We start from the raw sequence: 18,025 nt of genomic DNA, 5'->3' as shown, positions 1-18,025 counted from the left end.
GCTATGTACTTCCGCCACCTCGCGGTGTACTAGAGACTTTCACTCATTAGTCCATTGCGCTGCCAAGCGCACAAAAAACAGCACCCCTTGGCAGTGACCACTGCCGAAGGATGCTGTTTCAACCCTATTAAATACCGTACACCGACTTATACTTTTCTTCCAAATATTGCACTAAGTAATCCGGGTTCAACTCTTCTCCCGTCACCTCGCGAATAATCTCATTCGGCGTCAGAAGTTTGCCATGCTTATACACTTTGTCTGTCAGCCATTCCTTAATCGGCGCCAGATTGCCCTCGGCAATCAAGCTATCGAATGCCGGAAGCTCCTGACGAAGCGTCTGGGTAAACTGCGCAGCGTACATATTGCCGAGCGCATAGGATGGGAAGTAGCCGAACGATCCGCCGGACCAATGCACGTCCTGCAGCACGCCCTCGCCATCGTTCGCCGGCGTTACGCCCAAATACTCTTCGTATTTGGCATTCCATGCTTGCGGCAGATCGGCTACTGCGATTGTCCCGTTAAACAGCCCTTTTTCCAACTCGTAACGAATCATGATATGTAAGTTGTACGTCAGCTCATCCGCCTCAATACGGATTAACGACGGCTCAATGTGATTAATCGCCTTATAGAAGGTGTCGACGTCGACATGGTCAATTTGCGGCGAGAACGTTGTTTGTAGTTCGCCGTAGTATCTGTCCCAGAACGATTTGCTGCGCCCGATCACATTTTCCCAGAAACGGGACTGCGACTCGTGGATGCCCATTGAAGTGCCTGTACACAGGTTGGTGCCTACCAAATCTTTGGAAATATTTTGCTCATACAGCGCGTGTCCGCCTTCGTGAATCGTTCCGAATAAAGCGGATGTGATGTCATTCAGCAAATAGCGCGTCGTAATCCGCACATCCCCTGGATTGAGCGCCGTAGCGAAAGGATGCACTGTTTCATCGAGTCTGCCAGCCTCAAAGTCGTACTGCATTTGTTTCAAAATCGACAGAGAAAATTGTTTCTGCTTGCTAATCTCGAATTGCTGATCCAAAAAGGAACGTTCCGGTTGGTTCGGCGACGCTTGAATCCGCTGCAGCAAAGGAACGGCTTTTTCGCGCAATGCTCCGAAAACTTCATCTAATTTCTCAACGGTCATCCCCGGCTCGTACATATCGAGCAGCGTGTTATATTTATGGCCTTCATATCCCCATAATTCAATAAACTCTTGGGTTGCCGCCACAATTTTCTCCAAGTAAGGCTGGAACGAAGCCCAATCGGAATTATGCTTGGCATCTTCCCAGGCGGATTCTGCTTGGGACGTAAGCACGACATACGCTTGATACTTCTCTGCCGGTATTTTTTTGGAGCGGTCGTATTCTTTCTTACACTCCAGGACCATTTTCTTGGAAATGGCGTCAAGCTGTTCCAGCTCGGCAGGCTGTGTGAAAAACGCGACATAACCGCCCATTTCATCGGAAGTGGACATGCGGAATACTTCGGTGGAGAGCTCTCCGACAACTTCGGAGCGTGTTTCAATCCCTTTTTTCGGAGCGCCGGTGCGCATATCCCAATAAATGAGGGCGATGGCCTCCTCGTACTGCTTCATTTTACGAACATATGCCTTGAACGATTCCAGCTTGGCTGGGGCTGTTTGCACACTCATGCTCTAATCTCCTTCCAAAAGTTTCTGATTTCATCATACTTCGTCCCCTACTTAGAATCAAATTTATGCCGTCATGTGGTAAAATAAACATTCAAGGGAGATGACATATATGAATATTACGTTTACCGATTCAGCGATCGAGCGATTAACCCCGCATGTAGGCGAGGGTGAAGCCCATCTAAAGCTTGTTTTTGATACAGAAGGCTGCGGCTGTTCCGTTAACGGCGTGCCTACGCTATGGCTTGTTTCCGAGGCGGACAGCAACGATATAACGGCTGAAACTAACGTTTTCAAGCTCATTTTCAAAGCTAAGGATGAAATTTTCTTTGAAAATTGGTTGAAAATTGACTTTTCGGGTGAAACGAAATCCTTTATACTGAAGAGCAATAATCAAATTTATAACGCGAGTATGAGCTTAGTCGACAAAAGATAATGGCTGCAAAATAGATAGACAAGCAGCACTTCAACCTACCTGGAGGGATACTACGATGACTTTGATCAGCGAAATTTTGAATTACAATGAGCAATTTGTTGCCAAAGAGGATTACAAGGAATTTCTGACCACGAAATTTCCGGACAAAAAAATGGTTGTCCTCACATGTATGGATACACGGTTAGTCGAACTGCTGCCAAAAGCGATGAATTTGCATAACGGCGATGCCAAAATTATTAAAAATGCAGGCGCCATCGTCTCCCATCCATTTGGAAGTATTATGCGGAGCATCATCGTTGCTGTCTATCAGCTTGATGCAGATGAAGTGTTCGTTATCGGCCATTATGACTGCGGGATGACGGGCTTGAATTCAGAGAGTGTCATTGCGAATGCCAAAAAACGGGGCATTTCCGACGATGTCATTGCGACGCTTGGACATTCCGGCATCAATTTGAACAGTTGGTTGACGGGCTTTAACCATGTCAAAGAGGGCATCGAGAAAAGCGTCAACATCATTCGGAACCATCCTCTGCTGCCCAAAAATTTGCCGGTCCACGGACTCATCATCGACCCTCAAACCGGTCGGCTAGATTTAATTGAAGACGGCTATCAAGTCATCGAATAGCGATAAGAAGAACCTCACGGCAATGGCCTTGAGGTTCTCTTTTTTCTATATCTTTTCTTTAATCGTCAGTTTCTCTCTTGCATCTGTCCGCGGCCGCACGGCCGGTACTTGCTCCGGATAGCCGATGTGCAGCAAGCCGACAATTTTCTCACCTGGCTGAACGCCTGCCGTTTCGCGGAAGTTCGGATTATGAATAAACGGATTCGTTTTCCAAACGACGCCAACTCCAACTTCCCACGCCGCTAACTGAAAGTTTTGGATCAAGCAGCTGACGCAGGCAAAATCCTCTTCCCACTGCTTCTGCCTTGGATCTTCTTTCATCACGACGATCAGGTGTGCCGGAATTTGCATGAAATAGTCCAGCTTCTGCTGGGCGAGTCTTTCTTTTTCTTCTGCGGTGTAGGTGCGAATCATTGCCTCTGCAAGCGGCCTGCGGGCTTCTCCTTTGTAGAGAATGAAACGCCACGGCTCCCTAAGACCGTGCGTTGGCGCCCACACGGCCACGTTGAGCAGGTCGGTGATTAGATCTGTGTCGATGGGATCGGTTTTAAAGGCCCGGATAGAACGTCTGTCTTTAATTAGTTCTCTTACTGCTCGTATGCTTTGAATCTGTAAAGTGCTCATGGCTCCGCTGCCTCCAGTTGAATAGATCATAGCTAGTGCTAATCAAATGATTGACTATGCACATTTCATCGACTCTATGCCGATAATGAGAATCATTTTCATTCATATTGTTGCAAACGGAAGCCTAATTGTCAATACGTTTATGGAACTTACTTCCATTCGGCGTACTTTACGCTGCCAATCTAAACCGTTGCCCGACGAAGCGTCTCCGCTTTCTGATTTCCATTATCAAGCCGAGACAGAATCGTGTAAAACAACGCCATGCCCATAAAACCGCTTATGGCAATCAAGGAAGCCATCATCCAGGACGGCAAGTGCCCGCCAAGAATGACTCCCCCACCGCCAAGCAGCATAGCACCTCTGTTGGTCATTCCCTTTACAGCCATATAAGTGCTTCTTGCGTGATCGGGTACAATATAACCAAGAAACGCCTGATTGATAGGGACATACATCAGCTCTCCCACCGTTGCAATGAACATCGATAAGAGCAGCAGCCACGGCTGATTGCTGTACGCCAAATAACTGTAGCCGACGATGTAAAGGATATAACCGGTAAACAACACTTTGCTGTCGGAGAATCGTTTCATGATGACGCTCATGATTACCGATAGGACTACGACCAGAATCGTATTTTCAGTACTGAGCAACCCTAACATTTTGAACCCGTCTATTCGCCACGATAAAGCCCCCCAATCGAAGAAGGACACATCTGCCATTTCTTTTACCAAGCGGACTCCTACATAACTCCCTAGATGAAACTCTACCGAAAAAAGAAGCACGGACGCCATCGTGAAAGTCATAAACGTCGAATCTTTCAGAACCATTTTGTAATTCGTCCAAATCGAAGCTTCTTCTGTTTTTTTGTTTTCTGCTTTAGCTTGCGGCTTGTAAACTTCATCAACAAAGAAATAGGTCACAAGCAAAGATATGAGGCTCGCTGCCGTTAAGCCGATAAATAGTTCGAACAAGTACGATTTAAACAAGAAGGAGCCGGCGATAGCTGATACGGCAAAAGACAAGTTATGGATCCAGTACATGATCGCATACATATATTTGCGTGCTTCCGGAGCCGTTACATCAAGCAGCATTGCATCATTGGCCGGTCCATGTATGCCTGCAAAGATTCGAATGGCAATCATGAGTGCAAACGTAATGCCAGGCGATTCAAACCACGGAGCGTTTGAAAGCGCCATGCCGAGGTAGCTCAGCGTCCAGCCCCACCAACCGGCGAGCATCAGCTTTTTACGACCGATGCGGTCTGCGTAGTAACCTCCGACGATACCCGAAACAACGCCCGCAATGATACCGAGAATAACGGCAAGTCCTGCAGCTGCGTCCCCCAGCTTTCCCGAAAAATAAATGGACATGAACGGAAGGACCAGATTATTAGATGCTCCCCCAAGAAAGGATAGTCCCATTCGAATTTTGACATTACGATGAAAATCTTTAAATTTCATCGTACACCTCCAATTGAACCATTGATGCAGTTTCCTGATGTTCGCAAAATGTCTTCGAACTTCCCTAGTAGCTGCTAGTTCTCGTGTTTATTGTTCTTTTTTCTTAGAACAATCTTAGCACTGGGACGTGTTGTTGGCGTCAGTGAAACGATTGAGAAGCACATACGATATTAGTCTCATGAATTTGCCGATAGGGTCTACTACTAAAGTCGTAGATATCCGATCCATTTGGTAACATGCGGGTTTATATTGGAGTCATAAACTTCTTCATCCAATAGATGGAAAACATTATTTCCTTTAAAGCAAAAAAAACCTGTCCCCTAAGGGACAGGCACCTTCATTCCTATTTCAAATCCAACGTTTTAATGAATCGTTTGGCATCGCCATTCGGCGTTGCAACAACCTCATACATGTTAATTTTCACATCCGAGTTTACTTGCTCGGATTTAATTGTACCGAAATCAATAAACTGTATGCCAGACATAATCTTCTGTTGTCCAGTGAAGCTCATGGACTTCGTGCTAAGCTGACGGCCTTCGGAGTCGACAACCTCGAACTCGAGCGTTGAGAAGTTGGCGTCTGTGATGACCTGCTCTTGACGTTTCACATCTAAATCCAGCCGCAGACGATACACGTATGAAGTATCTTTATTATACGTAGGGCTAACTGAGGCTTCTTTAATATCGATGCTGAATGGATACAAGGATACTGCACCTTTCGTTGGAATGGACTGAACGGCCGTTTTGTATGAACCGACTGCCAACCGATTGGCATCGTAGAGGTTCAGCGCAAGCTTATCGCCCGTTTCTGTGCCAGGCATCAAGTAGGAGTAATTCATCACATAGCTGGTGTTCGGCGCAATACTCTTCGCGACCGTTGACTGGCGCGCACCTGAGTATGTGTAACCTTTATCGCTGGTCAAATCCGTTTGGAAATCAGGAACCGTCAGAGAAGTCGTTCCTTTATTCGTCAGCTTATATTTAGCCACTACCGTTTTAAAGCCAAAATCAGCACTCTCACTCATCCCGATCTCGACAAGGGATACATCAATGTTTGAGTCGATGAGATTAGTCGAGCTAAGCTTAAACGGCGTGCCGATCTGATAATCTTCCGCTGCCGCGTACGAGGATACTTCCCCGCCGTCGCCGGCTCCTGCCAGCGTCGTGATGGAAACTGGCAGCGAAGCGGTTTTGTTGTTCGCTGTATCCGCACTGCCTGTACTACCGCTACCACTGCTGCCATTGCTGCTGCTATTGCTATTGCTATTTCCACTGCCAGTGCCTGCGGTCGTACCCGTATTTGTCTGTGAGTTGGCATTCGCAGATCCTTGTTTTTCCGAGACGACGAGCTGCAGAGCGTCCGTATTCAAACCCGCAGGCAAAATACCGGAGAAGCGGAACGTTGTCGACTCGTTCGGCGATAAGTAGGACGTGCGCACTGCATTATCCGTAGACGTGACTGCCACACTGCTGCGAAGCGCTTGAAACGCAGCGGACAAGTTAGGGATCGTCAAGATGCCATCGCTTTTGTTTGTTAACGTCACATTGGCTTGCAGGTGCAGCCCATCGGATTGCTTGCTTGCCGCGGCCCACGTCGTCGTGATTTCAAGGCCGCTCAAATCATCGTTCGGATACTGCGTGTTCTCGCCGATTTTCCCAACTACGAACGATTTCGAGACATTTAAAGCTCCCAATACGGTCGTTTTCACTTTGCCTTTCGGAGAGAAAAGCAAGGATAACCCATTTGATTCAAGGCTTGCCGGGACAGCTGTTTGAATCGTCGTTTTCACCGGCTGCTGCGGCAGCAGGGTTTGACCAGTTCCAGAAATAAACTGCGAACCATACGTCAATCCTTTTGAATCCTGGAGATTAAGCTCAAGAGAATCCGGCAGTTTTAGCGTCAAATTGCTTAAGTTTTCCAAAGTCAAGTCCGTATAAACCAACCAGGCTCCATCTTTGTACACCTTGTAGCTATTGCCCAGCTGAGCTGTAACAACAGCATCGTTGGCGTAAGTCGAATCTAACTCCTGCAAGTTGATAACAGCCTGCTGCAGTACGGTTTGCCCGGCTTCTTCCATGGCAGCTTCCACCGACAAAGCGCCTATATCGCGCATCGTATTGTAGTTCCACTGGAAAATATCGACTTTTAATTGCCCAGGTGTCAAATTCGCCGGAATATCGGAAGTAAATTTGAAGGTGCCGGTTTCCCCCGCTTTCACGCGTCCGGCAACTTTCTCGCTCAGTCTCGCTGTATAAGATACACCATTCGTATCGATAACTTTGACACCATAATTGTTAAAATCTACAGGAGATGAGCTGTTGTTGTTCAGCCCCAGGGAAAAGCGCAGCGATCCGTCCTCGGCACCTGCTGATAAGGCAACCTTGTCTAGCGTAAAGTAGACGGAGTCGCTTAGGAACACGCCTTCCTTCCCGGCAAAAGCCGATGTAGCCAGAGGCAGCGTCAGGAAGCTTGCTGCAGTAAGCATAAGTGCCGAGCGGCTGAGCAAGCGTTTCATTTTTCGTTGTTGCTTCACAGAGTAGTCCTCCTCTAAGTTCATCAATCAGATCGTAAGGCGTCAATCGGACGCAGTTTGGAAGCTTTGTTGGCAGGATATAAACCGAAAATAACACCGACCAAAACAGAAAATAAGAAAGCGTACAAGGAGATATCAAAAGAAAGGCTTGTCGTTTGTTTCGGGCTGAAATATGGCAGCGCATAGGACAAACCAATGCCAAGCGCGAGACCGATAAGTCCGCCCAATCCGCTAATAACAACGGCTTCTACAAGAAATTGGAGCAAAATATTGCGCCTTTTGGCACCGATCGATTTGCGGATCCCAATTTCGCGCGTACGCTCGCTTACCGTAACCAACATAATGTTCATAATCCCGATCCCGCCAACGAGCAAGGAAATGAGCGCTACGGCTACTAATTGATTCGTAAGCGTGTTCGTTGCTTCAGTCCGTGCCTTGAGCAGCTCATCCTGATTCGTTAATATGAAGCCTGAATCGCTTTTGAATTTATAAGTCAAATATTGCTTTATCGTTTCTTGAGCGGTATAGATATCTTCCTTAGTCGGAGCCTCTACATAAGTCGTTCGAATTTGCCCCAGTTTAAACACGCGTCTTGCCGATTCAAGCGGCATAATGACAGAGCTGTCTACAGAGGCGCCTCCGATGTTGGAGCCTTTCGCCTGAAGGGTGCCGATGACGCTAAATACAGCGCCGTCGATATTGATTTCTTCTCCGACGGGGTCGAGAGTGCCAAAGAATGTCTTTGCCACTTCGCTTCCCAGAATCGCCACATTCGAGCGGAATTCCAGATCGGTCGGCGAAAGATTGCGTCCCTTATCGATCTTAGCTTTAATAATGTCTAAATAACGGTCATTCGTTCCAAGCACGTTGTACTTCTCTTGCGTACGGTCATATTTAATATTGGAGCCGTTCTTCGACATCGTCGGAGCAATGGATTTGAATTCCGGGAAATTCTCGAAATTCATCAGCTCATTATAATCAAGCTGCGTAGCGCGCCCGTTTCCTGTCGCAGTGACTACAAGAAGATTCGTCCCCATATTTTCGTACTGCTTAGCGATTTGTTCCGAAGTTCCTTGCCCAATCGACACTAGGGTGACAACGGAGCTAACCCCGATAATAACCCCCAGCATCGTCAGAAACGTACGCAGCGGACTCGAGACAATCGTCTGCAGCGACATCCTGAGCAGTTCATTTACCTTCATACGCTCACCTCTTGCTTGAGATCGCTCTTGTTAGCGTTATTCCGGTAGTCGTCAATGATGACGCCGTCGCGCAGAGCCACGACCCGCTTCGCATTATCGGCAATATGATGATCGTGGGTAATCAGTACGATGGTATTTCCTTGCGCGTTCAGTTGCAGGATTAACTCCAGTACTTCTTCCCCTGTTCTGGAATCCAGCGCTCCTGTCGGTTCGTCCGCCAGAATAAGCGACGGCGAAATTGCCAGAGCCCGGGCAATAGCGACACGCTGCTGCTGACCACCGGACAGCTCGCTTGGCTTATGATGGCCCCGCTCGCCCATTCCGAGCATTTTCAGCATAGCGTGAGCCCGCTCTCTCCGTTCTTTCCGGGGAATGCCGGCATAGATCATCGGCAGCTCCACATTTTCCATCGCCGATAGGCGGGGCAGCAAATTAAATTGCTGGAAAATGAATCCGATCTTTTGGTTCCGAAGCGCAGCAAGCTCATTATCGCTCATGCGTTCGGTCACGACGCCGTCCAGGACATAGCTGCCTGAAGTGGGAACGTCCAGAAGGCCGATCGTATTCATCAGCGTCGATTTACCGGATCCGCTGGGCCCGATGATGGCCACGAAGTCGCCTTCCTCCACAGAAAGCGATATGCCGCGCAGGATTGGCAGATCTTCTAAACCGCGTTTATAGGTTTTGACAATATCTTTTAGCTCAATGATATTCATACCGCAACAACTCCTTTCCCGGCAGTATTATCTGTTACCGCCAGCGCCACCAGCGCCACCGCCGCCGCCACCGTTAACCCGAACAGCGCCGCCACCGCCGCCAGCTCCTCCGGCTCCACCTGCTCCGCCGCCGCCAAATCCGCCAGCGCCACCGGGACCGCCAGCTCCGCCACCGAATCCGCCGGCTCCTCCGTTTTGTTGGAATTGCTGTCTTAAGCGGTTAATTTCATCTTGGCTGAGATTCTGTTGTCTTCTCACAGCGGTAGGCAGAACAACTTTATCGCCTTCGTTCAAGCCTTCCGTGACTTCAATTTGCGTCTTGGAGCGAATGCCGATTGTTACTTCATGTTCCGTTTCTGTGGTACCGTCCGCCTTTTTCAAGGTGACAACACGCTTGCCTTTTTGTAATTGCAGTGCTTCAGGCGGTATGTAGAGCGCATCTTTTTTGTCTTGGATCAAAATTTCTCCGGTAGCTGTCATTCCGTATTTCAAAACATTGTCTTTGTTGTCCGCCGCCAAAACGACATCGTAGGCAGTCACGCCGTTCGTCGTGGTACCGACTGAAGAAATTAGCGTAACTTCCGCCGGGAAAATGCGGCCAGGGTAAGCATCAACCTTGATTTCAGCCTTCATTCCGAGCTTGACGTTAGGCAAATCCAACTCATCGACCTGCACGGGAAGCTGCATTTTGGCAATGCTGGCTACAGCTCCAAGCTGCATGCCGCTAGTTACCTTCGTTCCAACTTGTAAAAGGCTAAGAATATCGTTTCGCTTGTTCACAAAGTCCGTAGAGAAAACACCGTCAAAGGGAGCTAATATTTTAAGCCCGTTAACCTTGTCTTGAGCCGCATCCACTTTCAGCTTCGCGCGTTCAAGTGCGGACTGCTTCGTGAGAATATCATCGTTAATCGTATCGTTCGCAAAAGTAGCGATCGTATCGCCTTGGCGAATCATGTTGCCTGATTTTAGAGGCATCGTCGCCACCGTTCCCGTTGCCCCCGCCAAAACGGTTGTTACTTTCACATACTGAAGCGCAGCTTTCGCTTGCGAATCCACAGAACGTCCGCCGATTGTAACGCTGCCCAGTACATTCGTACCTGAATCCATGGAATTGTCATTGGGAACGGCAACGTCGATGTCAACCACTTTCCCGCCTTTTCCATCGGATTTCGGATCTTTGGAAATGCTTTGAATCGTACCTGTTTTCGTAATCATATAGCCATCTATCGTCAAATCAACCGGATCGCCTTTATGCAGCTGCGCAGCGTCTTCCACGAAGAAAGGCAGCGTCACAGTTAAGTTGCTCACATCAGAGATAGTAGCAATTTTGGTCGATTTGTTGATCGTGGTTCCTAAATCGAGGTTCGCCGCATAGGTAAGCTTTCCGGAGACCGGCGCCTTCACGCCCATTAATCCTTGCTGATCCAATAAAGCATTCAGATCCTTCTGTGTTTGCTCGTAAGTCAACTGTGCATCCTGCAAATCGCTTTCAAGACTCGTACTCGTCAATTCCAAAAGGACATCACCGGATTTTACCGCTAGGTTCCGTTTCAAATTAATGACTTTAATGTTCGAATCGACTGGAATCGAAATCGTTTGTGTATCTTTAGGCTCAAACTGCGCTGTACCGGAAACGGAAGAGCGGATATTGCCTTTTTTGACCTCGAAAGTGACTTCTTTCACATCCGCTGTCTTGGATTTCTTCCCTTTCGCTAAATAAGCATAAGTGCCGCCAGCGCATACGCCTACCGCGATTATAACGATGAACCACTTACTGCGATACCATTTCATGAAGTAACTTCCTCCTTAGAGTTTGGACATGAGTAATTCCATTAACTGCTGCTCCACACTGAGCCCCATGCTTTTCGGATCCAATTGGTTTTCTGCATGCTCACGGTCAATGAAGTCTGACTGAGACTGCCGATCCGTTTTTCTTATTTGCATAAAAGCTTTCACCCGTTTCTCCCGTTCCTCTGAGGAGAGCACATCCCCCTGATTGTCCATACGCTCTGCTAATCGCGCCTTCTCTTGCTTGGACTGTTCTTCAAGAAAAGCGATTTGTTCTAAAGTAAAACCGCCAAGGACCTGTTTGCGTTCGGATTCATTCATGCTTCCTTCGTTAATGCTTTTACGAACGATAGGAAGGATGGCCTCTGCTTGCTTGGCAGTTATCGACAAATTGGCATGCCGATCCATTCGAAGCAGTTCTTGAAACAACATAACGAGCTGCATCTCCTTTAGATTTTGGACATCTTCTGAGGGGCTTTGCTCGGGGAGAATTTGCCCTGTCTTTGGAGTGGACGCCTCCGGCGCCTGCGAAGCGTCAAGATCAGGCAGATGGGGCTGACAACCACCCAACAGGAAGGAAATCAGCGTTAGTCCTAACGCCACTTTCCGAGTGTACTTCATCATACATACACCTCCAAGACAAAAAATCCTGTCCAATAGGAACAGGATACGATCAAAACATGAAATAAGTTTGTTTAACTTGTAAAAAAATTGTGAATACCTACATGATTCGCGGAAAAGTGACACGGAATTCCGTGCCTTCGCCTATCCGGCTGCGGGCTTGAATAGTGCCGTGCATCCCCGTTACCAGGTGCTTGACGATCGTCAGGCCAAGGCCCGTTCCCGTCGGTACGTCGGATCGTGAGGTCCTTGCTTCATCCGCCTTATAGAAGCGATCCCAAATGCGAGCTAATTCAGCCTCCGTCATACCGGTGCCCGTATCGCGAATGTACAGATTCACCTCATGCTCCGACTGTTCCAAAGCGACGGTTAACGTTCCGCCTTTGGGCGTGAATTTTAAAGAATTATAGATCAAATTATGCACGATTTGGGCAAAACGGTCAGGATCGAGCGGAACTTGAGCAGGCTCAATGTCCGGATCAGGAAGAATGAGATGCAGGCCAATTTCATTGACGGCAATCGGTGCCATGAGTAACTCCAGCGATTCTTCCAGCGTCTCTGCGATGATTACAGGTCTTAAGCGGAACACATCGACGCCATTTTGGATCCGGGCAAGATCTAATAGATCCGTTACAAGACGCTGCAGACGCTGTACCTCTTGATCGCAAATGCGCAGATAATGCGAGTATTTCTCCTCGGGAATAATCTTATCGTTCATCGCCACAATGAAACCGCGAAGCGTTGTAAGCGGTGACCGGAGCTCGTGCGACACATTCGTCAGAAACTCCTGCCTCGTTCCTTCCCATTCTTCCAGCTGCTCCACCATGAAATTGAAGCTCGCTGCAAGCTGACCGACCTCGTCTTGCGAGGTAACCGGCACCCGGGTCGTAAAATCGCCATGCGCCAGCTCAAGGGCCGCACGATTCATTTGCTGAAGCGGGCCGGCGAGCTTTCGTGAAATAATATACAGAATGAAACCTACCGCCAGCAGTGAAAACAGAAGGGGAACCAGGATATTGACGCGAACGGCGGAAATAGCTTCGCTAATGTCTCCAGCCGGCAAATGCAAAATAATAACCATGGGCTGTCCATTAAATTGATACGGGGCGTGGTACGTAAACAAATTAAGGGTTCTTCCATCCGGCGTCGGTAAAGTGACCATGCCATATCCGCTGCGGCCATGCAGTCCATCGATAAATTGCGCGTCCATCTGTTTCGGAATCGTTCTGCCTTCACTGTCCGAGGAACCGTTCAAAATGTTGCCTTTATCATCCACGAGCCAAACCTGCCCATTGATGCTTCGCCCCAAAATCCGTACGGTGTATTTCAATTCCCGTGTTGAAATCGTACCGTCCTGAACAGAATTCAGTAACCGGGTAACCTCGACAAAGCGTTTTTGGAGCAGTTCGATTTTGTCCTTGTAAAACAGATCCGTGAAATAATAGTTCCAGAATAGGAACAATCCCGCAAAAAACAGCACACAGGTCGCCAGAAACGACAAGAAAATCTTCAGATAAAGACTGTTGTATTTCCCGACAAGCCAACGCTTAAACATGCTGAACCACCTCGAAAGAGTAGCCGATGCCCCAAAGCGTCTGAATGTTCCACGTATCATGCTGTCCCAGCTTTTTGCGCAAATTTTTCACATGGGCGTCAACCGTGCGCGTACCGCCGGTAAAATCAAAATTCCACACATAGCCGAGCAAATCTTCGCGCGTGAATACACGACTTGGATTGCTGGTCAGAAAATGCAGCAGTTCAATTTCCTTCGGCGTAAGCTCGATGCGTTTCCCCCCGACGGTGACCCGGTATTGGTCCAAATCAATGACAATATTCCCGATTTCCAGCGTTTTACGATTCGAATTTTGCGAATTCGACGTGTCTGCCGGTATTTGAACCGTACGCCGCAGCACAGCCTTAATTCGGGCAATGAGCTCATTGGGATCGAACGGCTTGACCAAATAATCGTCAACACCCAAGTTAAACCCCCGCAGCTTATCAATGGACTCCCCTTTGGCCGTCAAGAAAATGATCGGCGTTTGATGCAGAGGCGCTTCCATCTTCCGAATCTTCTCACAAAGCTCATAGCCTGAAATATCCGGCAGCATGATGTCGAGTAAGACTAAGCTTGGTTTCTCTTCTACAATCGTACGCAGCACATCCTGCCCACGCGGCAGCAAAATGGCTTCATAATTCGAATGCTCCAAATACAATCTGACGACCTCTGCAATATTCGGTTCATCATCTACGACAAGTACTTTTCCTTCCGAGCTCACTAGGCGCCACCCTTTTCCTTACGGATTTGCTGTTGTCTTGCTCTTTCCTCGATCACATCTGTTCGGTCTCTTCGCGTATGCTTCTGGATCAACTCGACATCGTCCATCCGGCTCGGCGCCTGCCAAGTAAGCCCTTTCCGTCCGCATTCGGCCAGGCATAACGCAATTAACTCCGCATCTGCAAGCGGCAAATTAATATCCTGATACAGGTAGCCGTCGCGTTCAATTGAAGCCCAAGTATCCCCTATTAGCTGTACAAGCTTCTCCGCATCGAGCCCGAGCGATTGCACATGTTCGGCTTGCGCATTCCGCTCTGCGCTTTGCAGCATTTTCACAGCTCCCGTACGGTTGCCTCTGCGAATATGATACATCCCCACGGCAATCTGAATCAGCGCGACATAGGTTCTGCTGCGTTCATCCGTCGGATGTTCCTTCCAATATTCTTCCATTACTTCATGACATTCAAAATAATCCCGCTCCGCATGAAAATACAATAAGTATTCGATATATGCTTCCGGATACTGATTCATAGGTCGTTCCTCCATTTTGTTCTGGTCACGATAATGACTATGTATACCTCATGTTACTCGAAAGTTGATCCATCGTCCAACATGGAATTGCTTTATCTTGCATTTCTACCATTTTCCATCGCAACCAATCTATCGTCCGCTACGTCCAATAAAGTAGTTTAATAGAAAGAGGCGTGAAACATGAAGATTGGAAAATGGATGCTCACCGGCAGCCTGTTGTTGTCGATAACGATACCTCAGGCCGTCCTTGCAGCAGGCGCAGCAAGCGGAACAGACAAAACAACGAAATACCGCGTTTATCAGTATAATCAAGTACTCATGGAATTTGCCAACTATAAACAAGCCGAAGCGTTTGCCAGAGGCTTTTCCAACAGTTATGTGGAGGAGATTGGCACTCGCAAATGGCTGTGGAACAATTTCCCCCGATATCAGGTGTATCAATTAGACGCCACACTGCCCGAATGGCAATTCGCCACGCTGGATGCGGCCATCGCCGAGGCAAAGAAATGGTCCAATGCCAGTGTTCGCGATCTTCAGTCCACCGGTTGGGTGTGGAACAATTATCCCCGGTTTCAAGTGTATCAAAATGAAATTACACTGGATTCGTGGAAATTTCAAACCCTAAATGATGCCATTTCCGAAGCGAAAAAGTGGGGTGGCGCTCACATTATCGATTTGAACAGCCGCAAATGGGTTTGGGACAACCTTTCGGACGACGATAAGAAATCGCTGCGCTCCGGCGAACTGCTGTACAAGGTGTTCCAAGGCACATTTTCCGCTGACAATTGGGAATTCGCCTCGTTGGAAGATGCGGTAAACGAAGCCTTGAAATGGGGCAACTCAACCGTTGTCAATAAAAACACGAATAAAACGGTTTACAGCAATCTTAAAACTTATAAAGTATTCCAAAACGACACTTTCCTTCAGGATTTTACTTCATTAGATGAAGCCGCTGACTATGCAAAACTTTGGGGACACGCGTCCATCTTTATGGACGGCCATAAAATCTGGAACAATTATGCATCCTATCAAGTATTTCAGAACGCCTCGCTGATCGGTGAATACAAAAATCTTCCCGATGCGCTAAACTACAGTGTGCAGTACAGCAACAGTTCCATTCAAACGCTTGAACACCGCATATTGTGGGATAATTTCAAAAAGCTGCAGGTCTGGGGCTGGAACGGTCTGTCCGGCGGCGAAAGCATCAAATCTCAAGTGACCAACACCATCGGGCTGGACGTAGATTCACCGAGCTATTTCGAACTTGCAGACGCTGCGGGCAATCTCAAAGACAGTTCTAATCCCGATACCGTCGCTTGGCTGCAAAAAAACGGCTACACCGTGTACCCGCTCGTCTCCAACCAGTTCAACGCGAGCTTGACGACACAATTTCTTAGCGACAGCGCTGCCCAGGATAAATTCATCAAAAGTTTGGTGGATCGTTCCGTACAGCTTGGCGTACCCGGCATCAATGTCGATTTCGAAAGCTTGGCAGGATCGGATCGCAGCGCATTTACAGCTTTCATTTCCAAGCTAACGACATACGCCCACACGCGCAGCCTCGTGATTTCCATCGATCTTCCGCGCGGCAGCATCAAATGGAACCATCTTTCCGCCTTTGACCATGAGAAGCTCGGCGGCATCGTGGATTACGTCGTCATTATGGCTTATGACCAGTTCTACCGCGGCAGCACGTCCGCCGGCTCGGTTGCCGGTCTTCCGTGGACGGACGGAGGAATTCAAGAATTTCTCTCGTACGGAATCCCCCGGGACAAAATCATCCTGGGCATTCCTTACTATGTACGCGAATGGAAACTGGACTCGGCAGGAGCGCTGCAAAGCAACCGGACCGTGCTGATGAAGGATATTCCCGCTTTGCTTGCTTCCAAATCCGTTAAGCAAACTTGGGACAGCACCTTCGGGCAATACCGGATGGAGTACCAGGAAGGCGGATTCACCTATGTGTTCTGGCTGGAAGATGCCGCTACCGTCAAAGCCCGCTTGGATATCGCGAAAAAGTACGACATTGCCGGTGTCGCGGCTTGGCGGCTTGGCTATGATCAATCGGACTTGTGGACGATGATTTTGCAGAATAAATGATGGGAACTTGATTCCGCTATTTCAGCAGAATTAGCAATTTCAGTGTCTTGTTGGAACAATACAGGAAGACTTCACAAATGGAAGACCGAAATCTGACGTTGATTCGTGAAGTAAGAAAATGCAGGACTTGAACATATTTGACTCGGTAGCTCATGCTGTCGAGTTTTTTTCATTGGATGTGTTCGCTTTTTTTGAAATTTACCCCATACTCCGCGAATAAAGAAAAACCCAGGCGCATTTCACGCTCTGAGGCTCAAAAATTTTGATTATTTAGCTCCCTTAATATCTTCTCCAACGCAACAATTCACCTCAAAGAATCGTTTCAATACCTTATATGTTCGGGTTAAAACTAGGTTGTACTACATACAGAACATCTTGGGTTTCTTATTACAGTATTAATAGAAGCATCAAAATTCCTCATATTAAAGTGAACCTGTCTACCTAATGTGATGCTACTACCTAGCTCTATTTGTATTGGCATAACCGATAAGAGATTAGGAATATCTGAAACTAATAAGCCTGCAGCAATATCAGAAAAAGCTGGATTTCCAATTTTAGTTGGGACCTCTCCACCATTTTTCAATAAATCTACATGCTCACTGTAGGATCTCGCATTCTTCATTAACTTAATTCTTTGTGTTTCAAAACAATTGTAACATCCTGATTGTCTGGGGATAAATGTAGGTCCAATGTAAACATCCCAACCATCATTCAGTATCATTGACCATCGTTTTAATTGTTTTATTGCTATTTCATTAACTTTTTCATACAAATTAGGAGAAAAAGAATCTATTGCAACAATAACAAAATCAGATTTACTAATAAGAGACTCTAAGAAACTATCATTATCATGTGCAATACTTATTCCGCGGACACGTTCCTCACTACACATCTTATTTATAAATGAAGCCAATGCTTCTGCACGTCCTTCATCTTTCTTTGAATACATAAAAGCAGGGGATAGACGGATATCCGACTCACTTACTCCATTAAAATCTAATACAGTCATTTGTCCAACACCTTGTTGTATTAAACCAACAGAAATTCGACTACCGATGCTCCCAGAACCCAACAACAATATATTAACATCCTGTAAAATTGAACCATACCATCCTGCTACCTCTCTATCTTCTACCTGGTTCTTATCTGCCATTTGTTTAACAGCTGGGTAATCTATCAAGTACTCTTTCCATAAGGCAACTATTAATTTGATTACATCCTCATGTTTATCGGTTGGAACTAATGGAAGTAGTTGTTCGATTGTATTAATTCCATCTAATTTACCAAAAAAGTTGGAAATCCAGTTTTCGTCTTCCGAATTTTTTATGCATACTAAACTTTCGCTATAATATCCCTTTCGAATATGCATTTCATTTAATTTGGGAAACGCAAAAAAATACCCATTTTTTAATTTAAATCGAGCATTTAAAATCCTATTCCTTAATGAATTAAAAGACATACTGAATATCCCC

Annotated in this window: 15 protein-coding genes; 3 read left to right on the top strand and 12 right to left on the bottom strand. The window is 47.2% G+C overall.

Annotated elements, in window-relative coordinates:
* Positions 1 to 127 precede the first annotated feature (127 nt).
* Entirely contained in the window at positions 128 to 1,648 is a 1,521-nt protein-coding gene (locus AC3WRW_RS31140; protein ID WP_492550098.1) for a carboxypeptidase M32, read from the bottom strand.
* 109 nt (positions 1,649 to 1,757) lie between these two features.
* Between AC3WRW_RS31140 and AC3WRW_RS31135 the strand changes: the two genes are divergently transcribed.
* On the top strand, positions 1,758 to 2,081 hold the full coding sequence (locus AC3WRW_RS31135; protein WP_492550097.1) for an iron-sulfur cluster biosynthesis family protein: 324 nt from the start codon (positions 1,758 to 1,760) through the stop codon (positions 2,079 to 2,081).
* Positions 2,082 to 2,136: 55 nt separating this feature from the next.
* Positions 2,137 to 2,706 carry a beta-class carbonic anhydrase gene (locus AC3WRW_RS31130; RefSeq protein WP_492550096.1) on the top strand — a complete coding sequence of 190 codons (570 nt, stop codon included), beginning with the start codon at positions 2,137 to 2,139 and terminating at the stop codon, positions 2,704 to 2,706.
* 45 nt (positions 2,707 to 2,751) lie between these two features.
* Here AC3WRW_RS31130 and AC3WRW_RS31125 read toward each other — a convergent pair whose 3' ends face one another.
* The 10 genes from AC3WRW_RS31125 to AC3WRW_RS31080 all read right to left on the bottom strand — a co-directional run bounded on the left by AC3WRW_RS31125 (position 2,752) and on the right by AC3WRW_RS31080 (position 14,453).
* Entirely contained in the window at positions 2,752 to 3,330 is a 579-nt protein-coding gene (locus tag AC3WRW_RS31125) for a nitroreductase family protein (RefSeq protein ID WP_492550095.1), read from the bottom strand.
* 182 nt (positions 3,331 to 3,512) lie between these two features.
* A complete protein-coding gene (locus AC3WRW_RS31120) occupies positions 3,513 to 4,787 on the bottom strand; it encodes an MFS transporter (protein ID WP_492550094.1) in 1,275 nt (424 codons plus the stop codon).
* A gap of 343 nt (positions 4,788 to 5,130) precedes the next feature.
* Complete coding sequence (locus tag AC3WRW_RS31115) at positions 5,131 to 7,320, bottom strand: hypothetical protein (protein ID WP_492550093.1); 2,190 nt, start codon at positions 7,318 to 7,320, stop codon at positions 5,131 to 5,133.
* Positions 7,321 to 7,343: 23 nt separating this feature from the next.
* Complete coding sequence (locus AC3WRW_RS31110; RefSeq protein WP_492550092.1) at positions 7,344 to 8,522, bottom strand: ABC transporter permease; 1,179 nt, start codon at positions 8,520 to 8,522, stop codon at positions 7,344 to 7,346.
* The gene (locus AC3WRW_RS31105) at positions 8,519 to 9,238 is read right to left on the bottom strand and encodes an ABC transporter ATP-binding protein (protein WP_492550091.1); all 720 of its coding nucleotides are present in this window, start codon (positions 9,236 to 9,238) and stop codon (positions 8,519 to 8,521) included. Before AC3WRW_RS31105 ends, AC3WRW_RS31110 begins: the two co-directional genes overlap by 4 nt.
* Positions 9,239 to 9,265: 27 nt before the next feature.
* On the bottom strand, positions 9,266 to 11,029 hold the full coding sequence (locus AC3WRW_RS31100; protein ID WP_492550090.1) for an efflux RND transporter periplasmic adaptor subunit: 1,764 nt from the start codon (positions 11,027 to 11,029) through the stop codon (positions 9,266 to 9,268).
* Between the two features lie 15 nt (positions 11,030 to 11,044).
* Entirely contained in the window at positions 11,045 to 11,650 is a 606-nt protein-coding gene (locus AC3WRW_RS31095; RefSeq protein WP_492550089.1) for a hypothetical protein, read from the bottom strand.
* A 97-nt stretch (positions 11,651 to 11,747) separates the two neighbouring features.
* Positions 11,748 to 13,202 (bottom strand): sensor histidine kinase, encoded by a 1,455-nt coding sequence (locus AC3WRW_RS31090; RefSeq protein WP_492550088.1) that lies wholly within the window; start codon positions 13,200 to 13,202, stop codon positions 11,748 to 11,750.
* Positions 13,195 to 13,923, bottom strand: a complete 729-nt coding sequence (locus tag AC3WRW_RS31085) for a response regulator transcription factor (protein ID WP_492550087.1) — start codon at positions 13,921 to 13,923, stop codon at positions 13,195 to 13,197. The genes AC3WRW_RS31090 and AC3WRW_RS31085 overlap by 8 nt, the downstream gene beginning before the upstream one ends.
* Positions 13,923 to 14,453, bottom strand: coding sequence for a DUF309 domain-containing protein (locus AC3WRW_RS31080; RefSeq protein WP_492550086.1), 531 nt, complete (start codon positions 14,451 to 14,453; stop codon positions 13,923 to 13,925). The genes AC3WRW_RS31085 and AC3WRW_RS31080 overlap by 1 nt, the downstream gene beginning before the upstream one ends.
* A gap of 180 nt (positions 14,454 to 14,633) precedes the next feature.
* Here AC3WRW_RS31080 and AC3WRW_RS31075 point away from each other — a divergent pair, with 180 nt between their 5' ends.
* Positions 14,634 to 16,553, top strand: a complete 1,920-nt coding sequence (locus tag AC3WRW_RS31075; RefSeq protein ID WP_492550085.1) for a glycosyl hydrolase family 18 protein — start codon at positions 14,634 to 14,636, stop codon at positions 16,551 to 16,553.
* A gap of 349 nt (positions 16,554 to 16,902) precedes the next feature.
* Here the strand turns inward: AC3WRW_RS31075 and AC3WRW_RS31070 are convergent.
* On the bottom strand, positions 16,903 to 18,025 hold a 1,123-nt coding region (locus AC3WRW_RS31070; RefSeq protein ID WP_492550084.1), incomplete at its 5' end, for a ThiF family adenylyltransferase.

Source organism: Paenibacillus sp. FW126-R14, assembly GCF_058789495.1.
The sequence above is the reverse complement of the archived record's forward strand: the minus strand, read 5'-3'. Positions and strand labels throughout refer to the sequence as shown.